The sequence below is a fragment of the Paenibacillus maysiensis genome (assembly GCF_000520815.1).
Classification (GTDB): domain Bacteria; phylum Bacillota; class Bacilli; order Paenibacillales; family Paenibacillaceae; genus Paenibacillus; species Paenibacillus maysiensis.
This window is the reverse complement of record NZ_ASRY01000197.1, coordinates 88,948-101,499: the sequence shown is the minus strand read 5'-3', so window position 1 is coordinate 101,499 and position 12,552 is coordinate 88,948. Positions and strand designations below refer to the sequence as shown.

Below are 12,552 nucleotides of genomic sequence, written 5' to 3'. Positions count from 1 at the left end.
GAGGTTGGTGTATAGAAAGAGCGATTTGCTCATTTTTAATGCTAGCGATTCTTCTTTAATATAAAGAAGAAATCTTTTTTCATCATCCATTTGTTCAGTTTTCAAAGAACTTGTCTGTCCTCGTTTCTTCAACGATCCAGGAATTAGATCATATCATGTTGGTTGCTTTCTTGTCAAATCTTTTTTTGATTTTCTTTCCAGCATCCTCCGCTTCGAGAAATGTTATTCTCAAAGCAACGTCTAATAATGTAACATGCCTAAAGTTATTTAGCAAGCATTTTTTTAATTTCTTTTTCCGCAGCTATTATACCTCCTATCTATACAGTAGATAACAAAACAGCCACCCCGTATTAAAACGGAATGGCTGTACTCTTGCAATCTAATTATTCTTGCTCGAGCAGTCTGATGAATTCATCCTCATCTTCTATGGTATCGATTCCGAGCTGTTGGGCCTTGGCCAGCTTACTTCCTGCCTTTTCACCAGCTATGACCAAATCCGTCTTTTTGGATACAGACCCGGTCACATGGGCTCCGAGTGCCTCCAGCTTGGAAGCAGCTTCATCACGCGTAAGCTGATGCAAGGTACCTGTAAGTACAACTGTTTTGCCACTGAAAAAGCTGTCTGTCTTCTTCTCCTGAGGAGCTTCGGGAGCCTGAGCCTTCACCCCCAGGGATAACATCTTTTCAATCCCCGCTTGGGTAAATGGATCAGCAAAGAAGGCAACGATACTCTCAGCTACAATTCCGCCCACATCCGGCAATTCTATTAATTCCTCTATCGTAGCGGACATGACCTTGTGTAAATCACGGTAATGATCAGCCAACATGCGTGTAGTGGATTTACCAGTATTCGGTATACCAAGGGAATAAAGGAATGAAGCCAGATCCCTCTCTTTACTCTGCTCAAGCGCTGCCAGAAGGTTATTGGCTTTTTTCTCACCAAATCGCTCCAGCTTCACAAGATCATCGAATTGAAGTGTATACAGATCCGCAGGCTCGCGCACTTCCAGTTCGTCATGCAACTGGATTGCCGTTTTGTCGCTGAAGGTTTCAATATCCATGGCATCACGTGAAGCAAAATGGGAAATACGAGCCACAATTTGTGGCTTACACCCCAGCTTATTATCGCAGAATAAATGCGCCCCTCGCTGCTGCAACGGGAATCCACAGGCCGGACAATGATCCGGTACGATAATTTCCTCTCCGTCGTCCTCAGACGTAACTTTTCCCAAAATTTCCGGAATGACATCATTCGAACGGCGGATAAACACACGAGCGCCCAAAGCGAACTTCAAATTTTTCCGCTCGATATCCCCAGCATTGTTTAGTGTACAATTTTGTACGGTGACTCCCGCCAGCTCTACCGGTTCTACCCTTGCCAGTGGCGTAATTTTACCCGTACGACCTACATTCCACTCAACAGCGTTAAGCACCGTGGTCGTTTCCTCCGCCTCGAACTTATATGCCACTGCCCAGCGCGGAAATTTATCGGTATAGCCGAGAACCTCACGTGTGCGCATATCCGTAATTTTGAGTACCGCCCCGTCAATGAGATAATCCAGTCCGGCACGAGACTCTTCGATATCAGCCAGTTGTTCCATAGCATTTTCAAAATCGTCAAAGTAAGTCAAATACGGATTCACCTTAAAATGATTGTCACGCAGGAACGTCATCATCTCCTGGTGGCTGCTAAACTGGATGCGGTCCGCGTACCCCACATTGTAGAAAAATGCATTCAGCCGCCGCTCTGCTGTCGCTTTGGGATTCAAATTTCGCAGAGCGCCAGCTGCGGCGTTGCGTGCATTTTTAAGAGGGTCCACAGCGGTCTCATTATATTTGGCCAGCACAGACAGATTCATAATGCCTTCTCCCTGTACTTCAATGGTCCCATCCTGAAAAGGAATCGTAAGCGGTACAGATTTAATAGTCTTCACCTGTGCCAGTATTCCCTCGCCCACCACGCCATTGCCGCGTGTAGAGGCCTGTACCAGCTTCCCGTCGGTATAAGTCAGGTTCAGCGTCAGTCCATCAAATTTAAGCTCTATCGCATATCCTGGAGGCGGCAAGGGCTGCTCCGGGTTCTTGGTGTTGTAATCGTTGACCAGCTTCACGACACGCGCGTTCCAGGCACGCAGCTGCTCCACATTCTGTGCTTTATCCAAGCTCCATAACGGGGCCAGATGGCGATGTGGTGTGAAGCCTTTGAGTAACTCTCCGCCCACACGCTGTGTCGGCGAATCCGGCAGCACAAGACCGCTCGTCTGTTCAAGCGCTACCAGCTCGTCATAAAGCACATCATATTCTTTGTCGCTGATCTTGGGCTCATCCAGTGTGTAGTAATGATAATTATATGTGTTCAGCTCAGCAACAAGCTGCTCCATCCTGTGCATTGGATTCATGCAGGCGTATCCCTCCGGGAACTTCATCAGGGCAGAGGCCTAAGCCAAGCTGCCGCTATGAGGTTCGAGATTTAATGATGTTTGAGATTTATTCTACTTTTGTAATCGGCGCAAAGCCAGCCAGCAGGCGTTTAACCCCTACTGGAGCCGGGAAAGCGATCTGAAGTTCCATATCATTACCCGTCCCTTTTACAGCTACAATAGTTCCAATTCCCCACTTGCCATGCTGCACCTTGTCTCCGGCAGCAAAAATGGAGGGGCCTCCTGCCGAAGCAGCCGGAGTTGGTTTCGCGGATGAAGATGTTGTAACGGTTACGCGAGGCGACGCGGAAGCGGACGAACCACTGCGGCTCATCGTATCAAAGGAACGTTCTCCGCCAAAGTTACTGCCGTTGGTTTTACCCAGTCCACGTCCACCATAAGAGCCGCCTACATTGCCTGAGCGGCGATAGCGGTCACGTTTGATAATTGTATCCTCTTTGAGCTCTTCCGGAATCTCTTCAAGAAAGCGGGAAGGCGGATTAGCGGTGGTACGGCCAAACAGCGTGCGCATCTGCGCGCATGTAAGGAATAGTTGCTCCTCTGCACGGGTAATCCCGACATACGCCAATCTACGCTCTTCCTCCAGCTCTTCATTATCCAAAAAGGCCCGACTGTGAGGGAATACTCCCTCCTCCATACCGACAATAAATACAATCGGAAACTCCAGTCCTTTTGCGCTATGCATGGTCATCAATACAACCGCATCGCTTTGTTCCTCTTCATCGTCATTCATGGAATCAATATCCGCGATAAGAGCAAGATCAGTCAGGAAGGAGACGAGTGATTTGTCCTCCGCTCCTTTTTCAAATTCCATCGTTACCGACAGGAACTCATCAATATTCTCCAGACGTGAGCGTGATTCAAGCGTATTCTCGTTTTGCAGCTCCAGTCGATATTGGCTGGTTTCCAGCATTTTTTCCGTTAACTCTGTGACCGAGAGATAGTCCACCATCCGACTCAAGCCTTCGATCATATCGTAAAACTCTACAAGCGCATTGCGCGTACGTCCGGCAAAGCCCAAATCGTCTACTACCTGCAAAACTCGGAAAATAGAAACTCCACGCTCCGCTGCGGCTGCCTGCAATTTACCGACCGTTGTATCGCCGATACTTCGTTTTGGCACATTAATGATTCGGATCAAACTGATATCGTCATCAGGATTGGAGAGTAGACGAAGGTACGCCAGCAAGTCCTTAATCTCTTTGCGATCATAGAACTTGATACCGCCAACGATCTGGTACGGAATATCCGATTTGATCAAAATTTCCTCGACAACCCGTGACTGAGCATTGGTACGATACAAAATAGCATGATGGCTATAGGTTTTGCCTGCATTGATATTTTTATGAATTTCGGAGGCGATAAAATAGCCCTCATCATGCTCGGAGTCAGCCCGGTAAACTTTAATCTTGGCGCCGCCTTCTTTGTCAGTCCATAGTTTCTTCGGCTTGCGACCTGTATTTTGACCAATCACTTCATTGGCAGCATTCAGAATATTCGAGGTTGACCGATAGTTTTGTTCCAGTAAAATGGTACGCGCTTCCGGATAATCCTCTTCAAAGTTCAAAATGTTGCTAATATCCGCCCCCCGCCACCGATAGATGGATTGGTCACTGTCACCTACTACGCAAATCCGGTGATGCTTGTCGGCCAGCATTTTGCACAGCATGTACTGCGCGCGGTTCGTATCCTGATATTCATCGACATGAATGTATTGGAATTTTTTCTGATAGAAATCGAGCACCTCAGGTACTTCTTTAAAGAGCTGAATCGTTGCCATAATCAGATCATCAAAATCCAGAGAGTTGTTGTTTTTGAGACGTTGCTGGTATTTGGTATATACCTTCGCCACAATTCCCTCGAAATAGTCACCAATCTTGCGCTCATACATTTCAGGAGTGACCAGTTCATTTTTAGCTGTACTCATCATGGACTGAACCGCTTTGGGCTCAAATTTTTTGGTGTCTATGTTCAGATCCTTCATGCAGCTCCGAATGACAGACAATTGATCCGTGGAATCGAGAATGCTGAAATTGGAGGTAAATCCGATCCGCTCGATATCCCGACGCAAAATACGCACACACATGGAGTGAAAGGTGGATACCCACACATCTCTCCCCTGCGGACCAATCAGCTTGGATACGCGATCCTGCATTTCACGCGCGGCCTTGTTCGTAAAGGTAATCGCCAAAATGCCCCATGGAGCGGTCTTGCGGGTCGCGATGAGGTAGGCAATCCGGTGCGTGAGCACTCGGGTCTTTCCACTGCCTGCGCCAGCCATAATCAGCAACGGCCCGTCTATCGCCTCCACTGCCTGACGCTGAGGCGGATTGAGACGGGCTACAGCCTCGTGTATATCTATTGATTGCATGCGTACATGCTCCTTTCCCTGAGCTTCCATAAAATCACGTTCTATACTTCCAGCTTCACAGCTACCGTCTCCAGCGCCTTCGCCAAGTCACGGTAAATGATGTTTCCTACTACAATGGTGTCACAAACAGCAGCCGCTTGTAACGCGGTAGATTTATCCACGATACCCCCTCCGTATAGGACACGGGCGCGCTCCGTACTGCGATGTATTTTTTGTACCAGCTCCATGTCCCCAAAAGCACCGCTATATTCCACATATACAATTGGCAGGTGCATGAGCTTGTCAGCAACCTGTGCATATGAGGCGGCAGATGAAGCATCGAGTGATGTATCCGCTCCGGTAAGCTTGGCCACCGTAGAATCACCGTTCAAAACAATATATCCTTCCGTTACAAGTAAATCCCAAGGGATCATATAACCAAACTGCTCAATCGCACGCTGGTGCTGTCCTACGATCCAATTACTGTCCGTGGTATTAAGCACCATTGGAATCATATACAGATCAAACCCCGGCACCACAGCCTCCAGATCGGACACTTCAAGTACACACGGCACCTCATAACGCCGAACCCGCGACAGCAAATCCACCGTATTTTCATAGGTAACGCCCGACGAGCCTCCTACCATAATCGCGTCCGTACCAGACATGCATATGGCATCCAGTCCCTCATCGTCCAGTTCCTTGTCAGGGTCCAGCTTAAATACATGCCTCCATGATTGAATCGAATCTGCCAACACACATTCCTCCAGCATCCATTGTGCTTTTGCCACGATCCGGTCTAGCCAGATTCCAATATCCAAAAGCGTTCTATGCTAAGTCTATGACAGTGCTCAAAAGGTGTCAATGTTCGTATTCGATGGGAACACTCCGTTCACACATCTCAGGGCCGTAACGCATACAGCCAACTGCGTTTTTGGAGTTCCTTTTCCGTTAAAACATCCGTATAGAATCCGCGTACACCCATCTGTTCGTAGTCAGCGGCAGCTTTTAGATCGTTAATTGTATTTACGTAGCACACCGCCCCCGCCTGCCGCAAGCTTTCCACTAAAACACCACTAACCCTATTTTCCGGCAAAGTCACTGCCGTTATATCGTTTTGTTGTACAAACCGGATGATTTGGTCATCCGTATCTTCTGTCGCATAAAGCGTATAAATAATGGAGGTATAGGGATAAATGCTACGCAGCGTTCGCAGCATTTCTTCGTCGTAAATTTGCGGGACAATGCGGGACAAAAGTTCCGGATTTTTCTCCTGCGCCTGACGGGTCAGTTGCGCAAACAACTGTTTTATTTGGGCCGGGTCCTGTTCTTTTGTATCGGTCACGACATAGGCATCCGGGTATTTCTCTAACAGATCCAATACATCATTCCAGTCTACCGGGGTATAGGAGCCGTAAATGGGGGTGTTTTTGAATTGCTGGTAGCTCCAGGGCTTCCCGCCCTGTTCTTTACCAACTACCTGCTCCTGCTGCATTTGCTCTGTAAAAGACTCCGTCCATTCATGGCGCGCCACCAAATGCCTGTCCGAAGTAAACATCAGGTCTACCTCGAATACGCGGCTGCCTTTTTTATAATTATTCACAAACGCTTCACGCGCATTAGTATAGGCCAAGCCATCAACGGCTCCCATGGCATGCGAAATCACGCGGTGCGTGGTAAAGCCAGTATGTTCTTCTGTAGATTGTCCTTTGTAAGACAGTAAAAATGTGCCGATTAACATTAAAAGAATGACCGCAGCAATCAGTCGTTTCATAGGGTGTCACATCCTTTTCGTACAGGTCAATACCCTGCATACGTACACTTAAAACAACCTCCAGACACAAAAACACCCTCCGGCTGAACCGAAGGGTGAATTCTGAATTAATACGCATTCTTGAAACCGTTGCGAATCGTACGGAAAATAATTTTAATATCGAATAAGAGCGACCAATTCTCAATATAGAAAATATCATGCTTAATCCGTTCCTCAATGGACGTGTCACCACGCAACCCGTTGCTCTGTGCCCAGCCTGTAATACCAGGACGAACATGGTGCTTCACCATGTACTTTGGAATCTCCTCGCGGAACTGATCCACGTAATACGGGCGCTCCGGGCGAGGGCCGACGACGCTCATATCTCCTAGCAGCACATTAAAAAATTGCGGCAGCTCGTCGAGACTCGTTTTACGAATAAAGGTTCCAAAGCGAGTACGCCGAGGGTCATTGGCCGTCGTCCAGCCTGTATCCTCAGTTCCGGGTGGCAATACCTTCATCGAGCGGAATTTGTACATTCGGAAGGTACGTCGATTCAAGCCCACCCGCTCCTGTCTGAAAATGACCGGCCCTCTCGATGTCGTCATCACGCCAATCGCCACTGCCAGCATAACCGGAGAAGTCAGAATAATAGCGAACAGCGAGAACAGAATATCGAACAAACGTTTAAACAATCGGTTCCCCGCCACATCCAGCGGAATATCCCGTACATTGATCATTGGCATGCCTGCAAAGTTATCAAAATACGGTCGAGACGGCAAGTAGTCAAAAAAATCGGGAATGATGAGCGTGCGCACCCCAGCCTTTTCACACATGTTGATAATCTTGGGATACTTATCATGTGCATCCAGCGGAAGAGCCAAAATGACCTCGTCTATCATCATGCTCGACAGCGTAGCTTCTAACTGATCCAACCCTCCAAGGATTGGGCGGAAATGCTCTTGTTCCTCTTCATCCCAGTGGCGCTTATCATCCAGAAAACCCACCACTTCATATCCCAGATCAGGATACTGTCCAAGATTATGATAAAAACGCTGGCCCAGAGTACCCGCCCCGAGAATGAGCATGAACTGCTTGTTGTAGCCTTTTTGGCGGAGAGCTTTAAGTACCTGCTTCAAAAAATATCGATAGAATAAAATAAGCAGTACGTTCCCAATCATATAGATCGCCAGATAGGACCGCGAAATGTCAATTTGCTTTACAAAGAACATGACACTCAACAGCACGAACAGGCCAACAATATGAATCTGGGACACGCGAAATACGTCGTCTGCAAACCGTTTTTTGCGTTTGGGTGAATAAAGAGAGAATAACATCCCCAGCACCACGGCAATCAGACCGTAAATTAAGCTCCAGCCACCATATACTTGAATAGGAAGCGGCTCTTGATAGGTAATCCATTCACTTTCAAATTTGAAGAACCAGGCGATCAAAAAGGAGAGCTGAATGACCGCGAAATCCGCCACAATATACAATTGGGTTAAAAAACGTTGATTTCTGCGTATCATGCTTTCACCTCGGTACGAGATTGTTCGCCGCCGTCCGGCTTGGCCGGTGCAGTGAGCTTATTTTTCAAAAAGGCCATTCCAAATTTCACCGTAATTCCCGTGTATACAGCCATGTTCGTGATCCAGCTATACTGCTGTTTATAATGCTTGCGGTGGAATACCCACATGGCTCTATGAAACTCGTAAATAATTTTCAAAGGACGACGACGAGCGCTGCCTCCTTTGATATGAATAATATATGTGCGCGGATAGTAGTAAATGCCCCAACCTGCCTGCTTAATCCGGTAACACCAGTCAATGTCCTCACCATACATGAAAAAGGTTTCGTCCAAGCCGCCGACCTGCTCAATCGTCTCCCGACGCACCAGCATAAAAGCACCCACCAGCACATCCACTGGATACTCATCATCCGGGCTTAAATGCCCGAGCTGGTATTGATTGTACTTCGGGTTATCCGGGTAACGCTTCGACCAGCCGAAGGCGTAATAAAAGGAGGCAGACGGCGTTGGAAACCCTCGCTTACAGGCCTTATCCAGCGAACCATCCGGCAAAATAACCTTGCAGCCCGATGCTCCTATCTCCGGATGCGTGTCCATAAACTGAATCATTGTATCCAGTGTGTCCGGTTGCACCAGCGTATCGGAATTCAACAGCAATACATAACGCCCGCCCGCTACCTCGATGCCCTGATTGTTTGCCTTGGCAAAACCTGTGTTATCCTCATTGGCAATCAACGTAATCTCCGGATATGCAGCACGAATGGCTTCCACAGACCCATCATTGGAGTGATTGTCGATAACAATCACTTCATATCGATATTTCGTCTCTGACGCATACACCGACTGCAAACAATCCAGCGTCAAACGGCATGTATTATAGTTGACGACCAGTATGCTTACATCCATATTTAAAACGCTCCTGACAAATTCAGTAATCTATTCTACTACCGACTATTATAGCATACCCCCGCAGGGCGCGGGACGCAAAAAAGCACATAACTTGTAACCTTACATAGTTGAGGTATAAAAATCATCGTGGTAAGATATACATGGAAAAAGGGCTGGTGCCAGCCAGCCCCTGCGCAACCAACGCTCCAAGAGCGGACGGTTTTGGAACAATCAGGCCGAAAATAGACTCTCCCTTGCGGGGGCGGTCTATTTTCGTTTGTTAAACTCTAACAGTGTGACGATCAACGCCCCGAACGTCAGCATTAAACTGAGCGCCTCAAACACTGTCACAGGCTTCACCCCCCTCCTCGGGAGAGTTAGCCGACCGCCCTTGCCAGCCAATATCGGTTGCACCCTTCGATTATACTATATTTTTCCATAAAGGAACATGCATTCGATGGTTTTTTATCTAGCATTCATTGTACCTTTGATTATTTGACGCTTATATATGGAAAAAAGTTTCAATATTTTTCTTTCCATGGCTCTATAACTTCCTCAATATGAAAACCAACTTATAAATCCAGTTGTCCAACCGTGACTGCCTGTAAAATGGAGACTGCCAAATATATTTCATACGAGAAAATACGCCCTTTTGGTAGCTGTCCAGGAATTGTTCCATATCTTTATACATTTGAGGAGATATGTCTTGTCCATACAGTTGAATGAACTGCCCGGCTTGTTTGCTTAGAATATAGCGATTTTTCCCTTTTATAAATCTACTTAGTCTTTTCCTCCACTTGCTAACCCAGCCATCGGTAGAACCTCCCAGCACATTGTTTTGATGCTGCCGATACCAAATGGACGGCTCGGGGTCAAAAACAACCTCACCAAAAGAGGATACACATAAGTAAATCCACCAGTCATGCATTATAACGTTATTCAAAGAAGCCGGAATTCTCTTTTTCACGAGTTGGAGTGTCTCTTTATTGATCACCATGGTACAACCGACACATACATTCTCAATGAGAGCATTATAGAAGGATACAGGTCGGGGTATTTCAGCTGGCCATACCTTGAGGGGTTCCAATGTTTGAGAGACCATTTGTGTAGCAGAACAGTACATCAGCGGTCGCCCCCCCTTTTTTTCCTTGAGATGAGCTACAGCCTGAGCAAGCTTATTCGGCATCCACACATCATCCTGATCACAAAAAGCATAATAGTCGAATGTCTCAGACGATCTTTGAATCAAATCAAAAAAGCTTTTAATAACCCCTACATTGCTCTCGAGGCATAAAATAATCTGTTGAGGATAACGTTGCTTCAGCGCTCTCAACTTGGCAACCGTATCATCTGTCGAGCCATCATCACGAATTAGAATCTGAATTTCTACGTCTTTTTGATTGATGAGACTTTCTATTTGCTCATCTAAATAAGCTGCTCCATTATATGTAGACAATAAAATTTGTACGTTAGGTTTGTTCAGAGTAATGACCTCCTTCTTTTAAAATGTGTAATAGCGGGACAATATGTTCCATCTGCTTATACATTATAATGCTCATCGTCCTTAATCAACATAGGCTTTAATATAATAAAATCTCCCAATCATGAAGTGACGGGAGATTTTTGCTAGTTATGATAAAGTTTTAATTACTCGGATTTACTAAGATACTCCTGCAAAAAATCACGCAATCCCTTACGCCAATCCCGTAAATCGTGGAGTCCGTTTGTCCGGATCGCAATATGCTCCATCACGGAATTACGTGGCCGCGCTGCGGGTCTCGGGAATTGCTCTGTGCTGCACGGCTCCAATTTTGCTGTGATCTTAGCATCAAATATCTCCGTCGCATCCTGCAAGATAGCTTGCGTAAACTCATACCAGGTACAAGAGCCGCTATTGGATGCATGATATACGCCGTACTTCTCGGTTTGAACCAACTCCGCTAAAAAACGGGCCAAATCCACCGTATAGGTAGGTGAGCCTTTCTGATCGTTCACCACCTGGAGGAGCGGCTTTTCCTGCCCAAGCTTCAACATCGTTTTAACAAAATTATTCCCGTGCAGTCCATACACCCAAGACGTACGAACAATAAAGTACCTGGAGGAAAGTGTCTGAGTCAATATCTCTCCCGCTCGTTTGGACTTTCCGTAGATACTCTGCGGATTTGTATTATCATACTCGTGGTATGGTTGCTCCGCTGTTCCATCGAACACGTAATCCGTGCTGATATAAACTAGCTTGGCACCTGCTTTTTCTGCGGCCAGTGCCATATTACGTGTTCCTGCCGCATTTACCTGATAAGCCCCATCTACATCGGACTCCGCTGCATCCACTGCCGTATACGCTGCACAGTGGATGACAGCGTCAGGTTGATATTGTCCTACGATCTTAACAGCTTGCTCCAAATTCGTTATATCTAGCTGTTCCCGATCGTATCCAAGGACATCATGTCCTTGCTCCTGAAAAACCTTTACTACGTCTTTACCAAGTTGACCGGATGCTCCAGTAACCAGTACCTTCACCTTACGCATCCCCCAGACGGGCACCATACTGCTTAGCATAATATTGTTGATATTCGCCGGATTGGATGCGAGTCCACCATTCTTTGTTATCCAAATACCAACGAATGGTTTCTTTAATACCCGTTTCAAAAGAGTGTTTTGGCTTCCAACCCAGCTCATTCATGGTTTTGGTCGGGTCAATACCATACCGACGGTCATGGCCCGGACGATCCTGTACATACGAAATCAGAGATTCTGGCTTGCCCAGCTCCTCCAATACCTTTTTGACAATGTGTACATTGGTCCGCTCGTTATTTCCACCAATATTGTATACCTCACCAAGCTTACCCTGATGAATGACCAGATCAATTGCACTGCAATGATCCTCTACGTACAACCAATCGCGGATGTTCAAGCCATCCCCGTAGACTGGTAACTGTTGGTCGCTCAACGCACGTGAGATCATCAGCGGAATCAGCTTTTCCGGAAACTGGTATGGGCCATAGTTGTTGGAACAACGTGTGATATTCACTGGTAGACCAAAGGTTTCATGGTATGCACGCACCAACAAATCCCCGCCTGCCTTGGAAGCAGAGTAAGGGCTATTAGGCTGCAGCGGAGTTTCCTCCGTAAACAACCCTGTTTCCCCCAAAGAACCGTACACCTCATCTGTCGATACCTGCACAAACTTGGTCACATTATATTTCTTGGCTGCGTCCAGTAGCACCTGTGTACCCAATACGTTTGTTTTCACAAACACTTCCGGCTCCAGAATACTCCGATCCACATGCGACTCCGCTGCAAAATTAACCACCACATCAATTCCCTGCTGCATCAGCTGATCGATCGATTGTGCATCGGTAATATCCGCTTTGACAAAGGTATGTTTAGGGTGATTTTCAATGGATTTCAAATTTTCCAGATTGCCTGCATACGTGAGCGCATCCACATTCACAATTTCGTAATCTGGATGCTGCTCCAGCATATACAACACAAAGTTACTGCCAATAAATCCGGCACCGCCGGTGACAAGAAGTTTCATACAGTCCTCCTAAAACGTGCTTTAATACATATAACATATGCTTTTGAGCTA

At 46.7% G+C, this 12,552-nt stretch carries 10 protein-coding genes; all 10 read right to left on the bottom strand.

Annotated elements, in window-relative coordinates:
• Positions 1 to 383: 383 nt before the first annotated feature.
• Positions 384 to 2,399 carry an NAD-dependent DNA ligase LigA gene (gene ligA / locus L696_RS0114000; protein ID WP_025684199.1) on the bottom strand — a complete coding sequence of 672 codons (2,016 nt, stop codon included), beginning with the start codon at positions 2,397 to 2,399 and terminating at the stop codon, positions 384 to 386.
• A gap of 88 nt (positions 2,400 to 2,487) precedes the next feature.
• Positions 2,488 to 4,812, bottom strand: a complete 2,325-nt coding sequence (gene pcrA / locus L696_RS0113995) for a DNA helicase PcrA (RefSeq protein ID WP_025684198.1) — start codon at positions 4,810 to 4,812, stop codon at positions 2,488 to 2,490.
• Between the two features lie 41 nt (positions 4,813 to 4,853).
• Complete coding sequence (gene pcrB, locus L696_RS0113990) at positions 4,854 to 5,546, bottom strand: heptaprenylglyceryl phosphate synthase (protein WP_025684197.1); 693 nt, start codon at positions 5,544 to 5,546, stop codon at positions 4,854 to 4,856.
• Between the two features lie 146 nt (positions 5,547 to 5,692).
• Entirely contained in the window at positions 5,693 to 6,565 is an 873-nt protein-coding gene (locus L696_RS0113985) for a phosphatidylinositol-specific phospholipase C/glycerophosphodiester phosphodiesterase family protein (protein ID WP_025684196.1), read from the bottom strand.
• A 107-nt stretch (positions 6,566 to 6,672) separates the two neighbouring features.
• Complete coding sequence (locus L696_RS0113980) at positions 6,673 to 8,073, bottom strand: undecaprenyl-phosphate glucose phosphotransferase (RefSeq protein ID WP_025684195.1); 1,401 nt, start codon at positions 8,071 to 8,073, stop codon at positions 6,673 to 6,675.
• Positions 8,070 to 8,978, bottom strand: coding sequence for a glycosyltransferase family 2 protein (locus L696_RS0113975; protein WP_025684194.1), 909 nt, complete (start codon positions 8,976 to 8,978; stop codon positions 8,070 to 8,072). The genes L696_RS0113980 and L696_RS0113975 overlap by 4 nt, the downstream gene beginning before the upstream one ends.
• A 249-nt stretch (positions 8,979 to 9,227) precedes the next feature.
• Entirely contained in the window at positions 9,228 to 9,320 is a 93-nt protein-coding gene (locus tag L696_RS31965; RefSeq protein ID WP_219727884.1) for a putative holin-like toxin, read from the bottom strand.
• A 184-nt stretch (positions 9,321 to 9,504) separates the two neighbouring features.
• On the bottom strand, positions 9,505 to 10,416 hold the full coding sequence (locus tag L696_RS0113970) for a glycosyltransferase family 2 protein (RefSeq protein ID WP_025684193.1): 912 nt from the start codon (positions 10,414 to 10,416) through the stop codon (positions 9,505 to 9,507).
• 191 nt (positions 10,417 to 10,607) lie between these two features.
• Entirely contained in the window at positions 10,608 to 11,480 is an 873-nt protein-coding gene (gene rfbD / locus L696_RS0113965; RefSeq protein ID WP_025684192.1) for a dTDP-4-dehydrorhamnose reductase, read from the bottom strand.
• A gap of 1 nt (position 11,481) precedes the next feature.
• The gene (rfbB, locus tag L696_RS0113960) at positions 11,482 to 12,501 is read right to left on the bottom strand and encodes a dTDP-glucose 4,6-dehydratase (protein WP_025684191.1); all 1,020 of its coding nucleotides are present in this window, start codon (positions 12,499 to 12,501) and stop codon (positions 11,482 to 11,484) included.
• Positions 12,502 to 12,552 lie beyond the last annotated feature (51 nt).

Bases quoted from the DNA above. Each gene is read 5' to 3' on its own strand.
- L696_RS0113985 (WP_025684196.1), bottom strand. From the start codon at position 6,565: ATGAAACGACTGATTGCTGCGGTCATTCTTTTAATGTTAATCGGCACA.
- pcrA (WP_025684198.1), bottom strand. From the start codon at position 4,812: ATGCAATCAATAGATATACACGAGGCTGTAGCCCGTCTCAATCCGCCT.
- rfbB (WP_025684191.1), bottom strand. From the start codon at position 12,501: ATGAAACTTCTTGTCACCGGCGGTGCCGGATTTATTGGCAGTAACTTT.
- L696_RS0113980 (WP_025684195.1), bottom strand. From the start codon at position 8,073: ATGATACGCAGAAATCAACGTTTTTTAACCCAATTGTATATTGTGGCG.
- ligA (WP_025684199.1), bottom strand. From the start codon at position 2,399: ATGAATCCAATGCACAGGATGGAGCAGCTTGTTGCTGAGCTGAACACA.
- L696_RS0113975 (WP_025684194.1), bottom strand. From the start codon at position 8,978: ATGGATGTAAGCATACTGGTCGTCAACTATAATACATGCCGTTTGACG.